Raw genomic sequence first — 19,157 nt, forward strand, 5'->3', positions numbered from 1 at the left:
CGGTCTCTTTCGACAGGAACCCCATGAGCGACACTTCCTCCCCCTACGGCTTCGAGCTCGTGCGGCGTGGGTACGACCGCGGTCAGGTGGACGACCGCATCTCGAAGCTGGTCGCCGACCGCGACAGCGCCCTGGCCCGTATCACCTCGCTGGAGAAGCGGATCGAGGAGCTGCACCTCGAAACGCAGAACGCCCAGGCCCAGGTCAACGACGCCGAACCGTCCTACGCGGGTCTCGGCGCGCGGGTCGAGAAGATCCTCCGGCTCGCGGAGGAAGAGGCGAAGGACCTGCGCGAGGAGGCCCGGCGGGCCGCCGAGCAGCACCGCGAGCTGGCCGAGTCGGCCGCCCAGCAGGTCCGCAACGACGCCGAGCAGTTCGCGACGGACCGCAAGGCCAAGGCCGAGGACGAGGGCGCCCGCATCGTCGAGAAGGCGCAGGGCGAGGCGACCGCGCTGCGCGCCGAGGCGCAGAAGGACGCGCAGTCCAAGCGGGAGGAGGCGGACTCCCTCTTCGAGGAGACCCGCGCCAAGGCCGCGCAGGCCGCCGCGGACTTCGAGACCAACCTCGCCAAGCGCCGCGAGCAGTCCGAGCGGGACCTGGCCTCCCGTCAGGCCAAGGCCGAGAAGCGGCTGGCGGAGATCGAGCACCGGGCCGAGCAGCTGCGGCTGGAGGCCGAGAAGCTGCGCACGGACGCGGAGCGCCGGGCCCGCCAGACGGTGGAGACGGCGCAGCGCCAGGCCGAGGACATCGTGGCGGACGCGAACGCCAAGGCGGACCGGATCCGCAGCGAGTCCGAGCGGGAGCTGGCGGCGCTGACCAACCGCCGGGACTCCATCAACGCCCAGCTGACGAACGTCCGCGAGATGCTCGCGACGCTCACCGGCGCGGCGGTCGCCGCGGCCGGCACCCCGGCGGACGAGGAGCCCATCTCCCGCGGCGTCCCGGCGCAGCAGTCGCGCTGAGGCGCCGTTCGCCGTTGTGACGCCGGTACGGCCGGTGGGTTCCCGCAGCCCGCTCCCGTGACGGCCGGGACCGCGCCCGACGGCAGCAGACGCGCTCCGCCCGCCCCGCCTCTCCCCGGAGGCCGGGCGGGCGGAATGCTTTCAGCAGATGTACGGACCGTCGTACGAAGCCGTTCCGGCGACCGGCGGACCCGGTGCGCGCTGTCCGGTACGCCCGAGATGCGGGGGCACCGGCCCCCGCTTAGCGTGCTGTACATGATCGAGAGCGAGGGGCTGACCAAGCGGTACGGCGACAAGCTCGCCGTGGACGGGCTGACCTTCACCGTGCGGCCCGGGATCGTCACCGGCTTCCTCGGCCCCAACGGCGCCGGCAAGTCCACGACCATGCGGATGATGCTCGACCTGGACCACCCGACGTCGGGACAGGTCCGTATCGACGGACGGCACTACCGGCAGCTGTCCAACCCCTTGGCACACATCGGCGCCCTCCTGGACGCCAAGGCCGTGCACGGTGGCCGGAGCGCCTTCAACCACCTGCTGTGCCTGGCCCAGAGCAACGGCATCCCGCGCGCCCGCGTCCACGAGGTGCTGGACACCGTGGGGCTCACCGGGGTGGCCAAGAAGCGCTCCAACGGCTTCTCCCTGGGCATGGGCCAGCGCCTGGGCATCGCGGGCGCGCTGCTCGGCGACCCCGAGATCCTGATGTTCGACGAGCCGGTCAACGGGCTCGACCCCGAGGGCATCCACTGGATCCGCAACCTGATGAGGGGTCTGGCCGCCCAGGGCCGTACCGTCTTCGTCTCCTCGCACCTGATGAGCGAGATGGCGCTGACCGCCGACCACCTCATCGTCATCGGTCAGGGGCGGCTGCTGGCGGACACCTCGATGGCGCAGTTCATCCGGGAGAACTCGCGCGCGTACGTACGGATGCGGTCGCCGGAGCGGGAGCGGCTGCTCGACGTGCTCCGGGACGCCGGGCACCCGGCCTCGCCGGCCGGCGAGGCGGTGGAGGTCGACGGGGTGAGCGCCGCCGACCTCGGTGAGCTGGCCGCGCGGCACCGGATCGTGCTGCACGAACTGAGCCCGCAGCAGGCGTCCCTGGAGGAAGCGTTCATGCAGCTGACCGCGGGATCGGTGGAGTACCACGCGCACTCGGCGGAGCAGCGGCCCATGACGGAGCAGCGGTCCGCGGCGCCGGAGGACGGCCTGCCGGAGGCTCCGCCGCCGCCCGGGACGCCGGGAGCACCGCCGCCGGGCACCCCGCCCGGCGGCGGCTGGGGCGCCGGCTGGCGGAACCCGAAGCGGAGGTCCTGACGATGGCGGCCGTATCCCAGGTCCTGAAGTCGGAGTGGACGAAGATCCGGTCGGTGCGGTCCACGGTGTGGACGCTGGGCATCGCGCTGGTCGTCACGGTCGCGCTGGGCGCGCTGATCTGCCTGCTCGCCTCCAACGACTTCGGCACCATGTCCCCCCGCGACCGGGCCACCTTCGACGCTACGGCCATCAGCTTCGCCGGGATGGGGCTGGGCCAGCTGGCGATGATCGTCTTCGGGGTGCTGGTGGTCTCCAACGAGTACAGCACCGGCATGATCCGTACCTCGCTCGCCGCCGTACCGCAGCGCGGCACCTTCCTCTTCAGCAAGGTCGCCGTCGCCACCCTGCTCGCCCTCGTCGTCTCTTTCGTGACGGCCTTCCTCGCCTTCTTCATCGGCCAGGCGATGCTCGGCGCGCACGCGGCGTCCCTCGGTGACCGGGGCGTCCTGCGCGCCGTGGTGGGCGGCGGGCTGTACATGACGCTGATCGCGGTGTTCTCGATGGGCGTGGCCACGATGCTGCGCAGCCCGATGCTGGCGCTGGGCATCCTGATGCCGTTCTTCTTCCTGATCTCCACCGTCCTGGGGAACGTCTCGGCCACCGAGAAGATCGGCTGGTACCTCCCCGACCAGGCCGGCCAGAAGGTGATGCAGGTGGTGCCGCCGGCCGGGGACGAGGTGCCGTACGGGCCGTGGGGCGGGTTCGCCGTCATGGTGGCGTGGACGGTGGCCGCCCTGGTGTGCGGGTACGTCCTGCTGAAGCGGCGCGACGCCTGAGACCGGGGCGCCGGCGGCGGCCGTACGTCGCGGGCCGGGCGGGCCCCGCGCCCCTGGCCGGCCCGCGTTTTGACGGGAACCGTCAGCCTGCGGATAACCTCCTAACCCTCACGGGGGTACGAGAGCACCTCTGCCCCGAACCATTTCTGAGGGGCGGAGAATGATCGAGGCATTCGGTCTGACGAAGCGCTACGGCGCCAAGACAGCCGTGCACAACCTGTCGTTCCAGGTGCGGCCGGGCACCGTCACCGGGTTCCTGGGCCCGAACGGCTCCGGCAAGTCCACGACGATGCGCATGATTCTGGGGCTGGACACCCCGACGAGCGGCCGCGTCACGATCGGCGGCATCCCGTTCCGCCAGGTGCCCAACGCCCCGCGGCACGTCGGCGCCCTGCTCGACGCCAAGGCGGTGCACGGCGGCCGCAGCGCGCGCCAGCACCTGCTCTGCCTCGCCCAGCTCTCCGGCATCCCGGCACGCCGCGTCGACGAAGTCCTCGGCGTGGTCGGCCTCCAGGACGTCGCCCGCAAGCGCTCCAACGGCTTCTCGCTCGGCATGGGCCAGCGCCTGGGCATCGCGGCGGCGCTGCTCGGCGACCCGCAGGTGCTGCTCTTCGACGAGCCGGTCAACGGCCTGGACCCCGAAGGCATCCTGTGGGTCCGCAACCTGATGAAGCAGCTGGCCGCCGAGGGCCGTACGGTCTTCGTCTCCTCGCACCTGATGAGCGAGATGGCGCTGACCGCCGAACACCTCATCGTCATCGGCCGCGGCCAGTTGCTGGCCGACATGTCGGTCAGGGACTTCATCTCGGCCAACTCCGCCGACTTCGCCCGCGTCCGTACGCCGGACACCGAGCCGGAGCTGCGCGAGAAGCTGGGCTCGCTGCTCGGCGAGGCAGGTGCCCAGGTCGTACCGGAGCAGGACGGCGCGCTGCGCGTCAGCGGGCTGCCGCTGCCCCGCATCAGCGACCTCGCGCACGACGCGGACATCCGCCTGTGGGAGCTGTCGCCGCATCAGGCGTCCCTGGAGGAGGCGTACATGCAGCTGACGCAGGGGGTCGTGGACTACCGCTCGACGACCGACCAGCGGGCCGGCCTCCAGCAGCAGGCGCCCGGTCTCGCGCCGCAGGGCCCGGGCGCGCCGGGGCAGCCGCCGCAGGGATACGCGGCGCCGCAGCCGGGCCCGTACGGGCAGCCCGGCCACCCGGGTCAGCCGCACCCCGGGGCCCAGGGGCAGCCGAACCCGTACGCACAGGGTCCCGGCGGCGCGCCGGGCCAGGGCTACCCGCCGCCGATGGCCGGCCAGGGCTCGCCGTACGGACAGCCGAACCCGTACGGGCAGCCGCAGCCGGGTCCGCAGGCCGGCGCCCCGGCGCCGATGCCGCCCGCCGCCCAGCCCGCCGCCCCCGCCGACATCTCCGAGCCGCACACCGAGGACGCCCGATGACCAGCCCTCAGCAGCCGCAGCCACAGCCTGAGCCGCACGCCACCGAAGCGCCCGGCACCGGCCCGACGCCCCCGGCGGGAGCACCGCAGCCGCCCGCGCAGCCGCCCGCCGCACAGCCGCCCGCCGAGCAGCCGGAGCCCCGGCCGCTGGCCGCGCACGCGTCCCCGCAGCAGCAGCCGCAGCCGCCCGCTCACACGCCCCAGCGGCAGCCCGCCGAACAGTCTCCGGCCCAGCCGCAGCCCTCGGCGCAGCCTCCGGCCCGTGAAGCCGGCACGATGATGCTCCAGGCTCAGCAGCCGCCGGCCGCCGCGCCCGGCAAGGAGGCCGGGACGATGATGCTCCAGGCTCAGGCCGCACCGCAGGCCCCGCATGGCGCACCGCAGGCTCCGCACGGCGCGCCGCAGAGCGCACCGCAGGCCCCCCAGAGCGCGCCCAAGGACGCGGGCACCATGACGCTCCAGGCCCAGCAGCCGCCCGCCGGTCCCCCGCCGCAGCAGGTGCCGTACCAGCAGGCGCCCTACCAGCAGCCGCACCAGCCCGCACCGCACCAGCAGGCGCCCCAGCAAGCCGCGCCCCAGCAGGCTCAGCAGCCGCCCCACCAGCAGCAGATCCCGGCCGCCTGGCAGGCCGCCGGTCCCGGCGGCACCGGCCCGGCCTACGTCTCGCCGATCCCGGTGCGCCGGACCAACCTGGGGCACGCGCTCACCTCCGAGTGGACGAAGATCCGCTCGGTGCGCTCCACGATGTGGACGCTGGGGGTGCTGGTCCTGCTGAACGTCGGCATCGGGCTGCTGACGGCGCTGGCCCTGGCGGACCCGGACCGGGTGGTCGAGCCGAAGCTCGGTTTCGCCTGGTTCGGCCTGCTGCTGGGGACGCTGTGCGTGATCCCGCTCGGCGTGCTGGTGATCTCCTCGGAGTACGGCACCGGCATGATCCGTACGACGTTCACGGCCTGCCCCAGCCGGGCGCGGGTGCTGACCGCCAAGGCGATCGTCCTGTTCGCGCTGACGTTCGTCGTCACGACGGTCTCCAACGCGCTGGTCGCGGTGGCGCACTCCGGGATGCTCACCGGCCCGGCGCCCACCGGTGACGAGTGGCTGCGCGCCACCGTCGGCTCCGGTCTGTTCGTGGCCGTGCTGAGCCTGCTGTCCCTGGCGGCGGGCACCCTGCTGCGGCACTCGGCCGGCGCGATCAGCGCGATGACGGGTCTGGTCCTGCTGCCCATGCTGATGGCCGTCTTCATGATCACTTCGGAGAGCCTGCGCCCGTTCGCGACCAAACTGATCGAGTACTCGGTCCCGAACAACCTCGCCTCGCTCTACGGCCAGCCGTTCATGCCCGACGGTCCGACCGGCTGGCAGCCGCTGCTCGTCCTCGCGGGCGTCACCGCCGTCGTCCTCGGCGGCGCGTACGCGGCGCTGCACAAGCGCGACGTCTGACGGGGACCGCTCAGTACCTCGGCGCGTTACGGGACCGCTGGAGCCGCGCGCTCCGGCGGTCCCGTGCGTTCCAGCACGCCTTGTGCCAGTGTCTGCGGTCGTCCACGTCGCCCTCCCGCGGCCAGGCGACGACGTGCGGCACCCCCGGCGGGATCTCCTGGTCGCACCCCGGGCAGCGGTAGTGCTTGGCCGCCCCGCCGCCCCCCAGATGCCGTACGACCCACTCCTCGCCGCGCCATTCCTCGGTACGTTCCAGGCCGTAGCGGCCCCCGCCCGCGTGGTCGGCTGGCTTCTCACCGCCGCGAGAGCGGTTTCGACGCGGAGACACTGGGCACCTCGGGAAATCTGCGGGGTCACGGGCCGTCACCACCCTACGCGGCTCCGTCATGGGGCGTAGTCGGCCGCCACAATCCTGCGATCATCGGGAAACTTCGCCGCAGGCCGTGCCCTTGGCACGTGTCACCCGTTGTTGCCTGTTAGGGGGATGTCGCGTCGGCTGCGAGGAGGCAGAAGAGCGATGCGTGTTGGGACTTTCATTCTGGCCGCCCAGTTTCCCGGTCAGGGGCAGGGGGAGGCGCTCCACCGGGCGGTGCGGTCCGCAGAAGTCGCGGAGGAGGCCGGGCTCGACGCCGTCTGGCTGGCGGAGCACCACTTCGTGCCGTACGGGGTCTGCCCGTCGGCGGCGACGCTGGCCGCCCTGCTGCTGGGCCGTACCGACCGGATCGGCGTCGGCACGTCCGTCAGCGTGCTGCCGACCCAGCATCCGGTCGCTCTCGGGGAACAGGCGGCGCTGCTGCACCTGACCTCCGGCGGGCGGTTCACCCTCGGTGTCGGCCGGGGCGGTCCCTGGGTGGACCTGGAGGTCTTCGGGTCGGGGCTGGCCGCCTACGAGCAGCACTTCCCCGAGTCGCTGGACCTGCTGCTGCGCTGGCTGAGCGAGCCGCGGGTCGGTGCCGCGGGGGCACGTCACTCCTTCCGGAAGGTCGCCGTCGTACCGCGGCCCGACGAGTCGCTGGAGATGCCGTCCGGTCCGCCCGTCGTCCTCGCGTGCACCTCACCCGGGACGGTGCGGCTGGCCGCCGAGCGCGGGCTGCCGATGCTGCTGGGGATGCACTGCGGCGACGAGGACAAGGCGGAGATGGTGGCGCTGTGGCGCCGGACCGCGCTGGCGGCCGGGCGGGACCCGGACCTGGTCGCGGCGGCGGAGCACGTCTCGGCCGGGGTGGTGCAGGTCGGCGACTCCCGGCAGGGCGCGGCCGAGGTCCTCACGAAGGCGATGCCGGGCTGGCTGCGGCGCGGGCTGGCGGCCCATGAGACGGTCGACGGCCGCCACCGCGCCATGCGCGACCCGCTGGCGTACACGGAACTGCTCTGCGACCTGCATCCGGTCGGGCCGCCGGAACGGTGCGCCGACCGGCTCGCGGCCTCGGCGGAGCGGACCGGCATCCGGCGCTTCGCACTGCTCGTGGAGGGTTCCGGCGACCTGGCCGCCACCGAGGAGAACGTCCGGCGGCTGGGTGCCGAGGTGCTGCCGCGGCTCGGCTGATCCAGGGGCTGATCCGGAGGCTGATCCGGAGGCGGTGCCGAAGGCCGCTCCGGGGGCGGCGGCTCGCGCGGGCCCGCCGCCGTCCGCCACCGCCCGGCGTACCCGGCGTCCCCCGGCCCCGCGCCCGGGGGACGCCGTGCGCGCCGCGCCGACGCTGCCGTACCCACGCCGGTCCGGCCGATGCTGCCGCCGGCGCATCCTTGCCGTACGGTCTCCGTCGCGCCTGCGCAGCGGCAGCATCTTCGGTCAGCAGTCGCGCAGCTCAGGCGACTGGTTCAGCAGCTGGCCCCGGACGGAGGTGAACTTGGCCAGCCTGTCGTCCACCGCCGGGTCGAGCGGGAAGACCGCGACCCGATGGCAGTTCTGGAATGCCAGCCGCACACCGAAGTGACGTTCCAACGACCCGCGTATCGCGTCACTCGCCAGTGCTCGCAGCAGCTGACCGCGTGCCCGCTCGTCCGGCGGCGGCGTCCGGTTGTCGGCGAACTCGCCGCCGTCCACCTTCAGCTGGGTCACCAGGGAGCTGATCATCCCCCATGCGTAGGGCAAGGAGGTCCGGACGCAGTCGACAAATTCCGCTTCGTCGACCTCGCCTCGCTCGGCCTGTTCGAGGAGGGCCGGTGAGACGTCGAGCGACATGAGGTTCTCCTCTCGCGGCCCCGCCGGGACGGAGCCTCAGGGATGGGACCGGGGGTTTCGCGACGGAGCGTGTCCGGACCACGACCCCCCGCTTCAACGGTATGCCGCGCACCCGGCGCACACCAGAAGATTGCCGAGACAACCGGCCGCCGGCGGAGCGGGCGGTTCAGGGGCGAATCGCGTCGGCGGCCTCCGGTCGAGTAGCGTGGCGCACCATGCGTCTCGTCATTGCCCGTTGCTCCGTGGACTACGCGGGCCGGCTCAGTGCCCACCTCCCGTCGGCCCCTCGCCTGATCCTCGTGAAGGCGGACGGTTCGGTCTCCATCCATGCGGACGACCGGGCCTACAAGCCCCTGAACTGGATGTCCCCGCCGTGCACCCTCAAGGAGGGCGACGGCAGTGTGTGGACGGTGGAGAACAAGGGGGGCGAGAAGCTCATCATCACCCTGGAAGAGGTGATGCACGACTCGGCGCACGAGCTGGGCGTGGACCCGGGGCTCATCAAGGACGGTGTGGAGGCGCACCTCCAGGAGCTGCTGGCCGACCGGATCGAGACCCTCGGCGAGGGCTATTCGCTCATCCGCCGTGAATACCCCACCGCCATCGGCCCGGTGGACATCCTGTGCCGGGACGCGGACGGCGCGACGGTCGCCGTGGAGATCAAGCGGCGCGGTGAGATCGACGGGGTCGAGCAGCTCACCCGTTATCTCGAACTCCTCAACCGGGACCCGCACTTGGCGCCGGTGAAGGGCGTCTTCGCGGCCCAGGAGATCAAGCCGCAGGCGCGGGTGCTGGCCACCGACCGCGGTATCGGCTGTGTCGTGCTGGACTACAACGCGCTGCGCGGCATCGAGGACGACAAGCTGCGGCTGTTCTGAGCGGCCAGGGCCGGTACGGGCCAGGGCGCCGGGAGTGAGCTCACCCGGCCCCGCGGACCCCGCCGGTACGGACGACGACGGCCCGGTACGGGACGCCCGCCCCTGAGGCGGACGGTCCCGTACCGGGCCGTCGTGCTGTGCTCAGACGTCCGTGCCGCCGCCCGTGCCGCCGGAGGTGGTGGTGGCCGCCGAGCTGCTGCCGTTGGCGCTGCTGGGCGCCGGGTTGCCGGTGGTCCCGGTCGGTTCCTGGCTGGTCGGCTTGTCGGTGGGCTTGTCCGTGGGCTTGTCGGTCGGCTTGTCCGTCGGTTTGTCGGTGGGCTTGTCCGTCGGCTTGTCGGTCGGCTTGTCCGTGGGCCTGCCGGTGCCCGTCCCCGTGCCGGTGGGCCGGGTGGTCGGGTCGGTCGGGCGCGTCGTCGGATCGGTCGGGTCCGTGCTGCCGTCCGTGGGCCGGCCGGTCGTCGGGTCCGTGGCGCCGGTGCTCGGGGCGGGGGTGCCGGTGGGCTGCCCGCCGGTGCCCGGCGTGGCCGAGCCGGGACCGCCCGTGCCGGGGCGGCTGCCCTGGCCGGTGCGGGTGCTGTCGGTGCCCGGCTGGTCGGCGGGCAGGCCGTCACCGTCCTTGCCGGGCTCGGCGGACTGCTCGGTCTTGACCTTCCCGCCCGTGCCGTTGTCGTTCCCCGAGACGGCGCCCAGGGTGACGACGGTGCCCAGGACGGCGACGAGCAGGGCGCCCGCGGCCGCGGCGACCAGGTTGCGCCGGGCGCCCAGCACCACGGCCTTGCGGCCGCCGGTCCTGGTGCCGCCCCGGCCGGCGTTCTTGCCGCCGCCGGTGACGGCGTGGGTGACCACGGTGGGCGCGGTCGCGTCGACGGCCGGGGCCGACGCGAGGGCGGCGGGCACCCCGCCGGGCGGCGAGGCCGACTCCTCCGTCCGCGCGTCCGGGACCTCCTCGCCGGCCGGCGTGGCCGTACCGGCGGGCGGGGTGAACGTTCCGGAGCGGTCGGCGACCAGGGCCAGCGCGCGCCGTCCCGCGACCGCGCCCCGCCGGTCGGAGAGCACGCCGCGCAGTCCTATGGACGCTTCCAGCTCGGCCCGCGCCCGGTCCAGGTTGCCGGTGCAGAGGGCGAGGACGCCCAGCTCGTGGTGGAAGTACGCCTCCTCGGCGACCTCCCCGGCGATGCGGGCGGCCTCGGCGCCGTGCCGCAGACTGCGTTCCCAGGCGTTCCAGTGCAGGGCGGCGGCGAAGGCCGGGGCGGCCGTGCGGGCCAGCAGGACGGCGGCGCTGGGGTGGCCGCTCTCCCGGCTGCCGGTCAGCACGTTCATGGCGGCCAGGATCGCGTCGGCCTCGGCGGCCGCCCGCTCGGGCGTGACCGAGGGGTGGCCGGCCCACCAGGCGTAGTGCTGGGCGGCGGTCAGGGCCCGCTCGCCCGCGCCGTCGTCGTACCCGGCGGCCGTCAGCTGGCCCTCGACCGTCGCCGCGAGCCGGTAGTGGCCCCCGGCCGGGGTGATCAGCCCGCAGTCCAGCAGCGCACCGAGGGCGGCGTCCGCGTGGGTGTCCTGGGCGAGCGCCGGCAGGTGTGCCTGGTGCGGCAGCTCGCCGCCCAGCGCCACCGCGAAGCGCAGCGTCTCGCGCGCCGCCTCGCTCAGGCCGGCGGCGATCAGCGGCGCGGGCGAGGCGGCCTCGGCGACGGTCGGCAGCGGTCCGGCGGTGCCGCCCTGGCCGTCCCCGGCCGCGGCGTCGTCGTCGGAGTGCTCTGCGTACGCGTCGAAGGTGTCCTGGCCGGTACGGGTCCGCTGCCGCAGCAGGGCACCGGCCTGCACGAAGCGCAGCGGCAGCCCTTCGGACTCGAACCACAGGTCGGCGGCCCACGCGGCCTCGTCGTCGGTGAGCGGCCGGCCGACGACGCCCGCCAGCAGCTCGCGGCAGGCGTCGCGGCCGATGCCGCCGAGGGGGACCTCTTCGAGGTGGGAGCCGGGCGAGGGCGCGGCGACGTCGGGGGTGGCGGCGAACAGGAAGGCGCATTCGGGGGTGGCGCCCAGCAGTTCGTCCAGCGCGGCGCCGCCGAACTCCAGGTCGTCCAGGACGACGATGGCGCCGATCTCGCCGAGCAGGCGCAGCAGCTCGCCGCGGTCGGGGCGGTGCAGCGGGGCCCGGTGGACGGCCGCGAACAGCTCGTACATCACGTCGGTGGGTGTGCGGCGGTATCCGGAGAGCCGCACGACACCGTCGGGGGCCAGGCCCTCGCAGGCGGTGGCGACGGCGTCCAGCAGCCGCGTACGGCCCGATCCGGAGGGCCCGGTGACCCGTACGGATCTGCCGCGGGACAGCAGCCGCACCAGCCGGTCGGTCTCCTCCGCGCGCTCCAGGAGCGCGCCCTGGCGGCCGGCGGAGACCGGCAGGGCGGGCGGCGCGGCGGCGCGGGCCAGCTCGGCGCGCTCCTCGGGGCCGTGCTTGCCGGGGACGGCGGGCTGCTCGCCGGGCGGGCAGGGTTCGATCTCGCTGCCGTCGACCGGGTTGACGGTGAGCAGGTAGGGGCCCGACACGAGCTGTACGGTGCGGGCGGGCCCGCCGGGAGCGGCCGCGGAGCCGCCGGCCGCGGGCGTCGGCGTCGCGGCAGGGGCGTCCTGCTCGCCGTACTCCTCAGGTCCCCGGTTGGTGTTCGGGTCCATGGTGAAATGCCCCCCAGATGCGCTTGGCGTGCCGACCGGCCGTTCGCGTCCCGGCCGTCCGCACTCCCCCAGCCTCCGGCCGGGGTGCTCCCCGGCCGCCGCTTCTGGTCCGGTGCCCGCCGTGCGGCGAACCGGACGGCGGAAAACCGAACCTTAGACCTTCGCCCAGTATCTACGAAGCGCCGGGGTCCGCTCCTGCCCGGAACGTCACAGTGTTGTGAGAATCCTTCGGGTATGCGGCTTTTTGATCTTGCCGTCGGCGCCGTCGCGCCGTCAGACCCGCGGCAGGGTCTCGGCCGCGATGCCGCCCTCGATGGCGAGGATGCGGTGCAGGCGGGTGGCGACCAGCAGCCGCTGCATCTGCGGCGGTACGCCGCGCAGCACGAGCCGGCGGTTGGCCCGCCCGGCGCGGCGGTGCGCGCCCATGATCACGCCGAGTCCGGTGGCGTCCCACGAGTCGAGTCCGGTCAGGTCCAGCACGAGGTCGCCCTGACCGGAGTCGACGGCGGAGTGCAGGACGGTTCGGGCGTCCGCCGCGCTGCGGACGTCGAGGCGGCCCCCGACGACCAGCTCGGCGTGGTCGCCCCTGATGTGCATATGCGCTCCCCGGGTGATGAGTGCTCGATCGTTACGTCTACAGAACTGACTGCCTCTCATGCGGCGAAGTTGCCGCCTGTAAGCGAACCGATACCGAATTCACCCCGGAGGGTGACGGCACCGGACCCGTGCGCCTGGCGCACCGGCCGCCGCGGGGGCGGGCCGCCGGCGGCCGGAGCCCCGGCCGCCGCGCTCCCGGACGTGCCGGGGGCGGCGCCTGACGCTGCGACAGCGCGGTGCGGGGTCCGGGCCCGTCCGACGCGGAATCAGTGCTCGTAGAAGCCTTGCCCGCTCTTGCGGCCGATATCGCCGGCATCGACCATCCGCCGCATGACCTCCGGCGGTGCGAACTTCTCGTCCTGCGACTCGGTGTAGATGTTGTCGGTGGCGTGCAGCAGGATGTCCACGCCGGTCAGGTCGGCGGTGGCCAGCGGCCCCATGGCGTGTCCGAAGCCCAGCTTGCAGGCGGTGTCGATGTCCTCGGCGCTGGCCACCCCGGACTCGTACAGCTTCGCCGCCTCGACGACCAGCGCCGAGATGAGGCGGGTGGTCACGAAGCCGGCCACGTCACGGTTGACGACGATGCAGGTCTTGCCGACGGACTCGGCGAACGCGCGGGCGGTGGCGAGGGTTTCGTCGCTGGTCTTGTAGCCGCGCACCAGTTCGCACAGCTGCATCATCGGCACCGGCGAGAAGAAGTGCGTGCCCACCACCCGCTCGGGGCGCCCGGTGGCCGCGGCGATCTTGGTGATCGGGATGGCCGAGGTGTTGGAGGCGAGCACCGCCTCGTCCTTGACCAGCTTGTCCAGGTTCGTAAAGATCTCGCGCTTGACGTCGATCCGCTCGAAGACCGCCTCGACGACGATGTCCGCGTCGGCCGCCGCGTCCAGGTCGGTCGTGGTGGTGATCCGGGCCAGCGCCTGCTCGGCGTCGGCCGCGGCCAGCTTGCCCTTGCTCACGAACTTCTCGTACGAGGCCTCGATGCCGCCCTTGCCGCGGGCCAGCGCGCCTTCCGTCACATCGCGGAGGACGACCTCCCAGCCCGCCTGGGCCGAGACCTGCGCGATACCGGACCCCATGAGTCCGGCTCCGATGACGGCGAGCTTCTTTGCCACTTGCTGTCCCCTAACACGCTGTACACCTGACGGCTCTCGGCAGTGACGTTAGCGCCCGGCGGCGATCGATAGGAGGGTTAGAGATGCGCGTCACGTCTCAGATGACGGACATCACACCGTGCGGGCTCACCGGCCGCCGCGCACGGCATAGTTGAGGACCTTTCCGCCCAGCGCGTCCTCCAGGTCGTCGAGCAGGACGAGTGCTTCGCGTGACACCTCGTCGGGTGCGCGGCCGGCCATCACGGCGCGGGCGATGTGCGCCGTGAGCGTGGCGTGCACCCAGTTGAGCTGCCCGGCCACCAGGAGCGGCAGCCAGTCGTCGGCCGCGGCACCGGCCTCCTGCCGCAGGGTCTCCTCCAGGCGGGTGAGCTGTTCCTGCTGGAGGTGCCAGAGGCGGGCCTTGAGGGTGGCGGCACCCTCGATGACGCGCAGGAAGCGGTCGTACCCCTCGACGAGCCCGACGGCGGGCGAGACGGCCTCCACCTGTTCGCGCAGCTCGCGCAGGACGGCGGCGGCCGCCGACTCCCCCGCGTCCCGGCCGCGTACGTAGCGCGCGAGGCGGTCCACCAGCCCGGCACCGCGGTCCATGAAGAGGTCTTCCTTGGCCGGGAAGTAGTTGTAGACGGTGTTGACCGAGACCTCGCAGACCTCCGCGATCTCCGCGATGGTCACGTCGTCGAAGCCGCGCTCCAGGAACAGGCCGGTGGCCATGTCCGAGATGTGCTGGCGCGTCTGCCGCTTCTTGCGCTCCCTGAGTCCCTCTGCCATGCCCCGCATCGTACGCCTTCTTGGGGCCCATTGATTTTTGGGGGCATTGCAATTTTTCAGTGGCTCTGTTTTTCTTGCCGGCATGGCAGTCATCACCGCGTCCGGCCTGAGCCGGACCTTCACCTCCCGGCACGGCACCGTCGAAGCCGTACGCGGCATCGGCCTCACCGTCGGACACGGCGAGATCCTCGGCCTGCTCGGCCCCAACGGCGCCGGGAAGACCACCACCCTGCGGATGCTCACCACGCTCCTCGCCCCCACCGGCGGCAGCGCGACCGTCGCCGGCTGCGACCTGCTCCGCGACCCTGCGGGCGTCCGGCGCGCCACCGGCTACGTCGCCCAGTCCGGCGGCGTCGACCCGCACATCTCCGTACGCGAGGAACTGGTGACCCAGGGGCGCCTGTACCGCCTGCCGAAGGCGCGGGCGGCGGCCCGCGCCGAGGAACTGGCACACGACCTCGGCCTCGACGGACTGCTGGACCGCACGTGCGCGGCGCTCTCCGGCGGGCAGCGGCGGCGGCTGGACATCGCGATGGGCCTGCTGCACCGGCCCGCGGTGCTCTTCCTGGACGAGCCGACGACCGGGCTCGACCCCGGCAGCCGGGCCGGGCTGTGGGAGCTGGTGCGGAAGCTGCGTACGGACTTCGGCACCACCGTCGTCCTGACCACCCACTACCTCGACGAGGCGGATGCGCTCGCCGACCGCCTGGTGGTGGTGGACAAGGGCGTGGTGGCCGCCGAAGGCACCCCGCGCGCGCTCAAGACCGCTTACGCCGGCTCGGCAGACGCGTCCCTCCAGGACGCCTTCCTCGCCATCACCGGGCGCGGCCCCGCCCCTGTGGACACCACGCCCGTAGCCGTCTGACCGCCCGTAGCCGTCCGACCGCCCGACCACTTACGGAGCCCCGCATGTCCCCCGTCCTGTCCGACACCGCCCTGATCTTCGGGCGCTACGCCCGGCAGACCCTGCGCTCCAAGGTGCAGATGCTCTTCGGCGTCCTGATGCCGCTGCTCTACCTCCTCTTCTTCGGACCACTGCTGACGCGGCTGCCGCTGGCCTCCGAAGGCAGTTCCTGGCAGGTCCTGGTGCCCGGCCTGCTGCTGCAACTCGCGCTCTTCGGAGCGTCGTTCTGCGGCTTCGCCATCATTCTCGAAAAGCAGTACGGGGTGGTAGAGCGGATGCGGGTGACGCCCGTGAGCCGGCTCGCGCTGCTGCTGGGGCGGGTGCTGCGGGACACCGTGCTGCTCACGTTCCAGGCAGGGCTGCTGGTGCTGGTGGCGCTGGTGATGGGACTGCGGGCGCCGCTCGGCGGCATCCTCATCGGCTTCGCGTTCGTCGCCGCGACGGCCGTCGCCCTGTCCTCACTGTCGTACGCGCTGGCCCTGAAGGTCACCTCACCGCAGGAGTTCGGCCCCGTCGTCAACGCCGCCACCATGCCCACGATGCTGCTGTCCGGCCTGATGCTGCCGATGGCCCTGGCCCCCGGGTGGCTGGACGTACTCTCCCGCTTCATGCCGCTGCGCCACCTCGTGGACGGTGTCCGCGCGGCCTACGTGGGCGACTACACCGGTACGCCCGTGCTGTACGGCGCGCTGAGCGCCGCCGGACTCGCCGCGGTGGCCGCGGCGGTCTGCACCCGCGCCTTCCGCAGGGCCGCGGCGTAGGCTCGCCCGTATGGTCAATCTGACGCGCATCTACACCCGTACCGGCGACAAGGGCACCACCGCCCTCGGCGACATGAGCCGTACCGCCAAGACCGACACGCGGATCGCGGCCTACGCGGACGCCAACGAGGCCAACGCGGCGATCGGCGTGGCCGTCGCCCTCGGCTCGCTGCCGGAGGACGTCGTCACGGTGCTCGTCCGGGTGCAGAACGACCTCTTCGACGTGGGCGCGGACCTGTCGACGCCGGTGGTGGAGAACCCCGAGTACCCGCCGCTGCGCGTCGAGCAGACCTACATCGACAAGCTGGAGGCGGACTGCGACCACTACCTGGAGAGCCTGGAGAAGCTGCGCAGCTTCATCCTGCCCGGCGGTACGGCCGGTGCCGCGCTGCTGCACCAGGCGTGCACGGTGGTCCGCCGCGCCGAGCGCTCCACCTGGGCGGCACTGGAGATGCACGGCGACACCATGAACCACCTCACCGCCACCTACCTCAACCGCCTCTCCGACCTGCTGTTCATCCTGGCCCGCACGGCCAACAAGGAGCAGGGCGACGTGCTGTGGGTGCCGGGCGGCGAGCGGTAGGCGGCGTCACCGGGGCGAGGGCGGGCCCTGGGCCGCTCCGGCCTTGTCGCGCTCGCGCTCGTCCGCGCCGCCCGGGGACAGCTCCCCCGCCGGCGCCTTCTTCGGCCACAGCGTGTAGCTCACCGCGATGACCAGGTTGATGCCGATGACGAAGAGCATCTTGGTCTGCCAGTCACGCAGCGAGGCGGTCCGGGCGGGGTCGCCCACGTACCAGGCCGCGAGCTGCAGCAGTCCCATCGCGACGAGCGCGGCGAGAATCCAGCGGCCTGCCGACTGCCACTCGAAGACCGCGCGCTCCCGCCCGTACTTCGGCGCCGGCACGGGCGGCGGGCCGCCCGCGAAACGGTGGGTGAAGCGGGCGTCCGCCCACTTGATCATGCGGTGCCCCATGGTGACCGAGAAGCCGATGTAGACCGCGGCGAGCCCGTGCTTCCAGTCGGCCTCCGCGCCGTTCTTCAGGTCGACGGCGGTGACGACGAGCAGGACCAGCTCCAGCAGCGGCTCCAGCAGCAGGACGGCGATGCCGGCCCGCGGCATCTTCGCCAGGTACCGCAGGGCCAGCCCGCCGGCCAGCAGCACCCAGAAGCCGACCTCGCAGATGACGATCAGCGCGATGATCACGGGACTCACCTTCTTTCCGGTCCCTTCCAGGCTCACCCCGGAATCCGGCCGTCACCTCGTCGCCCGCGATGATCCGGTGCTGCATCTTTCGATGTAGCGCGCGGTGCCACGGGTTCGGCCGGGGCGTGGAGGCGGCGGGCCGCGCCGCCGTGTTTGATGGAGGGGTGACCGCGAGACCCTTCGCCTCCCTGGCGCGCCCGCACCGCGACGACGTGTGCATCGCCGTCGGCGGCCTGCTCGGCGGTCTGCTGCTGTGGGGACTGGACCTGCACAGCAGCCCGCCGCTGCTGGACGTGCCCTCCTGGCTCGGTCTGGTGCCGCTGGCCGTTCTGTCCGGCACCGAACTGCTGCGCCGGTCCGCCCCGCGGACCGCGCTGGGCCTGGCGACCGTCGCGCTCGTCGCGGACGTGTGCTGCGGCGGGCTGCTCGTCACGATCGTGATGTTCACCGACATCGTCTACGCCGCGGTGCTGTACGGCCCCCCGGGCACCGCCCGGCGCGTGCCGGTCATCAGCGTCCTGCTCACCGTAGTCGCCACCATCGTCCCGGTGGCGGTCCTGCGCGACCCGCAGGCACTGCTGCTCGGTCTCGGCGTCGGCTTGATCACCATCAGTCCCGCCTGGACCGGCGTCATCATCCGCGAACACCGCAACGCCGCCCGGGCCGCCCGCCTGGAGGCCGAACAGACCGCGCTGCTGGCCGAGATGGACCGTACGCAGGCCGTCATCGCCGAACGCGCCCGGATGGCCCGCGAACTGCACGACATGGTCGCCAACCACCTGTCCGCCATCGCCATCCACGCCACGGCCGCGCAGTCCATCGACGACCCCGGCGCCAGCCGCGAGGCGCTCGGCGTCATCCGCGAGAACAGTGTGCAGGGCCTCGCCGAGATGCGGCGGCTGATCGGCCTGCTGCGGGACGCGAAGGACCCCGGCGGTACGGCGGAGGCGCAGGCCACGCCCACCCTGGACGGGCTCGATGCGCTGTTGGCCCAGGCCCGCGCCAACGGGGCGAGCAGCGGACTGACGTTCACCCTGGAGGACACCCGGGCGGGCAGCGGCGGCGCGCGGCTCCCCGCCCCGGTGGAGCTGGCCGCGTACCGCATCGTGCAGGAATCCCTGACCAACGCCCTCAAACACGCCGCGCCCGGCGACGTCGTGGTCCGTATCACCCACACACCCGGCGGCCCGCTCACCGTCCGCGTGACCAGCCCCTTCGGCGACCGGCCCGGCCCGCGCGCGCCCGGCTCCGGCGCCGGACTGGTCGGCATGCGGGAGCGGATCGAGCTGCTCGGCGGCCGGTTCGAGGCCGGACCCGAGGGCGGCGGCCACCGCGACGGCAAGGAATGGCGGGTACGGGCCGAACTGCCCGTCCGCGAGGAGGAAGAGGAACGATGACCGCTGCCACCGGCCGCCCGGTCCGGGTGCTGATCGCCGAGGACCAGTCCGCCGTACGGGCCGGGCTGGCGCTGATCCTGCGCTCCGCCCCCGACATCGACGTGGCCGGGGAGGCCGCGGACGGCGAGGAGGCGGTGCGGCTGGCCCGCGAACTCCGTCCCGACCTGGTCCTGATGGACATACAGATGCCCAAGCTGGACGGCGTCTCGGCCACCCGGGCCATCGTCGACGAGCAACTGGCCGACGTCCTGGTGCTGACCACCTTCGACCTGGACGAGTACGTCTTCGGGGCGCTGCGGGCGGGCGCCGCCGGCTTCCTGCTCAAGGACAGCGAGGCGGCGGCGCTGCTGGACGCGGTGCGCACGGTGGCCGCCGGGGAGGGCATGATCGCCCCGGCCGTGACCCGGCGGCTGATCGCGGAGTTCGCCAACCCCCGTACGGCACGGCGGCCCGCCGGCCCCTCGGCACCGGACCCGGCCGTCCTGGACACACTGACCCGCCGCGAGCGCGAGGTCCTGGGCTGCCTCGGCCGGGGCCTGTCCAACGCCGACATCGCGGAGCACCTGGCGATGGCGGAGGCCACGGTGAAGACGCACGTCAGCCGCCTGCTGGGGAAGCTGGAGCTGCGCAGCCGGGTGCAAGCGGCGGTATTGGCGCAGGAATTGGGTGTCGGCGACGGCCGGGAAGGGTAAAGGGCGCTGCCGCGCCGGGCGGGCGCGGCGGAGGGTGCCAACCACTTTGGTCCA

The 19,157-nt window shown here is 73.2% G+C and carries 19 protein-coding genes; 12 read left to right on the plus strand and 7 right to left on the minus strand.

Annotated features, from left to right (window positions below; translation table 11 throughout):
• The first annotated feature begins 23 nt into the window (after positions 1 to 23).
• The 5 genes from OEIGOIKO_RS13200 (at position 24) to OEIGOIKO_RS13220 (ending at position 5,935) form a co-directional block, all read left to right on the plus strand.
• Positions 24 to 962 (plus strand): coiled-coil domain-containing protein, encoded by a 939-nt coding sequence (locus tag OEIGOIKO_RS13200; protein WP_031008063.1) that lies wholly within the window; start codon positions 24 to 26, stop codon positions 960 to 962.
• A 255-nt stretch (positions 963 to 1,217) separates the two neighbouring features.
• The gene (locus OEIGOIKO_RS13205; protein ID WP_125054217.1) at positions 1,218 to 2,276 is read left to right on the plus strand and encodes an ABC transporter ATP-binding protein; all 1,059 of its coding nucleotides are present in this window, start codon (positions 1,218 to 1,220) and stop codon (positions 2,274 to 2,276) included.
• Between the two features lie 2 nt (positions 2,277 to 2,278).
• A complete protein-coding gene (locus OEIGOIKO_RS13210) occupies positions 2,279 to 3,052 on the plus strand; it encodes an ABC transporter permease (RefSeq protein WP_125054218.1) in 774 nt (257 codons plus the stop codon).
• A gap of 160 nt (positions 3,053 to 3,212) precedes the next feature.
• Positions 3,213 to 4,496, plus strand: a complete 1,284-nt coding sequence (locus OEIGOIKO_RS13215; protein ID WP_125054219.1) for an ABC transporter ATP-binding protein — start codon at positions 3,213 to 3,215, stop codon at positions 4,494 to 4,496.
• Positions 4,493 to 5,935 carry an ABC transporter permease subunit gene (locus OEIGOIKO_RS13220; protein ID WP_125054220.1) on the plus strand — a complete coding sequence of 481 codons (1,443 nt, stop codon included), beginning with the start codon at positions 4,493 to 4,495 and terminating at the stop codon, positions 5,933 to 5,935. The genes OEIGOIKO_RS13215 and OEIGOIKO_RS13220 overlap by 4 nt, the downstream gene beginning before the upstream one ends.
• A 10-nt stretch (positions 5,936 to 5,945) precedes the next feature.
• On the opposite strand, the gene OEIGOIKO_RS13225 is transcribed toward OEIGOIKO_RS13220, so the two are convergent.
• Positions 5,946 to 6,263, minus strand: a complete 318-nt coding sequence (locus tag OEIGOIKO_RS13225; RefSeq protein ID WP_031008074.1) for a hypothetical protein — start codon at positions 6,261 to 6,263, stop codon at positions 5,946 to 5,948.
• 189 nt (positions 6,264 to 6,452) lie between these two features.
• Here OEIGOIKO_RS13225 and OEIGOIKO_RS13230 point away from each other — a divergent pair, with 189 nt between their 5' ends.
• Entirely contained in the window at positions 6,453 to 7,481 is a 1,029-nt protein-coding gene (locus OEIGOIKO_RS13230) for an LLM class flavin-dependent oxidoreductase (RefSeq protein ID WP_125054221.1), read from the plus strand.
• A 246-nt stretch (positions 7,482 to 7,727) separates the two neighbouring features.
• On the opposite strand, the gene OEIGOIKO_RS13235 is transcribed toward OEIGOIKO_RS13230, so the two are convergent.
• Entirely contained in the window at positions 7,728 to 8,120 is a 393-nt protein-coding gene (locus tag OEIGOIKO_RS13235) for an SCO5389 family protein (RefSeq protein ID WP_125054222.1), read from the minus strand.
• A 215-nt stretch (positions 8,121 to 8,335) separates the two neighbouring features.
• On the opposite strand from OEIGOIKO_RS13235, the gene nucS reads away from it, so the two are divergent.
• Positions 8,336 to 8,998, plus strand: a complete 663-nt coding sequence (nucS, locus tag OEIGOIKO_RS13240; protein ID WP_031008081.1) for an endonuclease NucS — start codon at positions 8,336 to 8,338, stop codon at positions 8,996 to 8,998.
• A 141-nt stretch (positions 8,999 to 9,139) separates the two neighbouring features.
• Here the strand turns inward: nucS and OEIGOIKO_RS13245 are convergent, their stop codons facing one another.
• The 4 genes from OEIGOIKO_RS13245 to OEIGOIKO_RS13260 all read right to left on the minus strand — a co-directional run bounded on the left by OEIGOIKO_RS13245 (position 9,140) and on the right by OEIGOIKO_RS13260 (position 14,145).
• Complete coding sequence (locus OEIGOIKO_RS13245; RefSeq protein ID WP_125054223.1) at positions 9,140 to 11,665, minus strand: ATP-binding protein; 2,526 nt, start codon at positions 11,663 to 11,665, stop codon at positions 9,140 to 9,142.
• A 273-nt stretch (positions 11,666 to 11,938) separates the two neighbouring features.
• A complete protein-coding gene (locus tag OEIGOIKO_RS13250; RefSeq protein ID WP_031008086.1) occupies positions 11,939 to 12,262 on the minus strand; it encodes an STAS domain-containing protein in 324 nt (107 codons plus the stop codon).
• 266 nt (positions 12,263 to 12,528) lie between these two features.
• Complete coding sequence (locus tag OEIGOIKO_RS13255) at positions 12,529 to 13,377, minus strand: 3-hydroxyacyl-CoA dehydrogenase family protein (RefSeq protein WP_031008088.1); 849 nt, start codon at positions 13,375 to 13,377, stop codon at positions 12,529 to 12,531.
• 126 nt (positions 13,378 to 13,503) lie between these two features.
• Positions 13,504 to 14,145: a TetR/AcrR family transcriptional regulator gene (locus OEIGOIKO_RS13260; protein ID WP_125054224.1), complete on the minus strand. Its 642-nt coding sequence runs from the start codon at positions 14,143 to 14,145 to the stop codon at positions 13,504 to 13,506.
• Positions 14,146 to 14,227: 82 nt separating this feature from the next.
• On the opposite strand from OEIGOIKO_RS13260, the gene OEIGOIKO_RS13265 reads away from it, so the two are divergent.
• The 3 genes from OEIGOIKO_RS13265 to OEIGOIKO_RS13275 are packed head-to-tail and all read left to right on the plus strand — an operon-like array spanning position 14,228 to position 16,393.
• Positions 14,228 to 15,010 (plus strand): ABC transporter ATP-binding protein, encoded by a 783-nt coding sequence (locus OEIGOIKO_RS13265; protein ID WP_125054225.1) that lies wholly within the window; start codon positions 14,228 to 14,230, stop codon positions 15,008 to 15,010.
• Positions 15,011 to 15,054: 44 nt separating this feature from the next.
• A complete protein-coding gene (locus OEIGOIKO_RS13270) occupies positions 15,055 to 15,810 on the plus strand; it encodes an ABC transporter permease (RefSeq protein ID WP_125054226.1) in 756 nt (251 codons plus the stop codon).
• 10 nt (positions 15,811 to 15,820) lie between these two features.
• Entirely contained in the window at positions 15,821 to 16,393 is a 573-nt protein-coding gene (locus OEIGOIKO_RS13275) for a cob(I)yrinic acid a,c-diamide adenosyltransferase (protein WP_125054227.1), read from the plus strand.
• Between the two features lie 6 nt (positions 16,394 to 16,399).
• Here the strand turns inward: OEIGOIKO_RS13275 and OEIGOIKO_RS13280 are convergent, their stop codons facing one another.
• A complete protein-coding gene (locus tag OEIGOIKO_RS13280; RefSeq protein WP_125054228.1) occupies positions 16,400 to 17,014 on the minus strand; it encodes a hypothetical protein in 615 nt (204 codons plus the stop codon).
• Between the two features lie 164 nt (positions 17,015 to 17,178).
• On the opposite strand from OEIGOIKO_RS13280, the gene OEIGOIKO_RS13285 reads away from it, so the two are divergent.
• Positions 17,179 to 18,411 carry a sensor histidine kinase gene (locus OEIGOIKO_RS13285; protein ID WP_246177328.1) on the plus strand — a complete coding sequence of 411 codons (1,233 nt, stop codon included), beginning with the start codon at positions 17,179 to 17,181 and terminating at the stop codon, positions 18,409 to 18,411.
• Positions 18,408 to 19,103, plus strand: a complete 696-nt coding sequence (locus OEIGOIKO_RS13290) for a response regulator (RefSeq protein WP_125054230.1) — start codon at positions 18,408 to 18,410, stop codon at positions 19,101 to 19,103. The genes OEIGOIKO_RS13285 and OEIGOIKO_RS13290 overlap by 4 nt, the downstream gene beginning before the upstream one ends.
• The last annotated feature ends 54 nt before the right edge of the window (positions 19,104 to 19,157 follow it).

This window comes from Streptomyces paromomycinus, from assembly GCF_003865155.1.
Classification (GTDB): Bacteria; Actinomycetota; Actinomycetes; order Streptomycetales; family Streptomycetaceae; genus Streptomyces; species Streptomyces chrestomyceticus.

Coding starts and splice junctions, on each gene's coding strand:
- OEIGOIKO_RS13200 (WP_031008063.1), top strand. CDS start 24: ATGAGCGACACTTCCTCCCCCTACGGCTTCGAGCTCGTGCGGCGTGGG.
- OEIGOIKO_RS13205 (WP_125054217.1), top strand. CDS start 1,218: ATGATCGAGAGCGAGGGGCTGACCAAGCGGTACGGCGACAAGCTCGCC.
- OEIGOIKO_RS13210 (WP_125054218.1), top strand. CDS start 2,279: ATGGCGGCCGTATCCCAGGTCCTGAAGTCGGAGTGGACGAAGATCCGG.
- OEIGOIKO_RS13215 (WP_125054219.1), top strand. CDS start 3,213: ATGATCGAGGCATTCGGTCTGACGAAGCGCTACGGCGCCAAGACAGCC.
- OEIGOIKO_RS13220 (WP_125054220.1), top strand. CDS start 4,493: ATGACCAGCCCTCAGCAGCCGCAGCCACAGCCTGAGCCGCACGCCACC.
- OEIGOIKO_RS13230 (WP_125054221.1), top strand. CDS start 6,453: ATGCGTGTTGGGACTTTCATTCTGGCCGCCCAGTTTCCCGGTCAGGGG.
- OEIGOIKO_RS13235 (WP_125054222.1), bottom strand. CDS start 8,120: ATGTCGCTCGACGTCTCACCGGCCCTCCTCGAACAGGCCGAGCGAGGC.
- nucS (WP_031008081.1), top strand. CDS start 8,336: ATGCGTCTCGTCATTGCCCGTTGCTCCGTGGACTACGCGGGCCGGCTC.
- OEIGOIKO_RS13245 (WP_125054223.1), bottom strand. CDS start 11,665: ATGGACCCGAACACCAACCGGGGACCTGAGGAGTACGGCGAGCAGGAC.
- OEIGOIKO_RS13250 (WP_031008086.1), bottom strand. CDS start 12,262: ATGCACATCAGGGGCGACCACGCCGAGCTGGTCGTCGGGGGCCGCCTC.
- OEIGOIKO_RS13260 (WP_125054224.1), bottom strand. CDS start 14,145: ATGGCAGAGGGACTCAGGGAGCGCAAGAAGCGGCAGACGCGCCAGCAC.
- OEIGOIKO_RS13265 (WP_125054225.1), top strand. CDS start 14,228: ATGGCAGTCATCACCGCGTCCGGCCTGAGCCGGACCTTCACCTCCCGG.
- OEIGOIKO_RS13270 (WP_125054226.1), top strand. CDS start 15,055: ATGTCCCCCGTCCTGTCCGACACCGCCCTGATCTTCGGGCGCTACGCC.
- OEIGOIKO_RS13275 (WP_125054227.1), top strand. CDS start 15,821: ATGGTCAATCTGACGCGCATCTACACCCGTACCGGCGACAAGGGCACC.
- OEIGOIKO_RS13290 (WP_125054230.1), top strand. CDS start 18,408: ATGACCGCTGCCACCGGCCGCCCGGTCCGGGTGCTGATCGCCGAGGAC.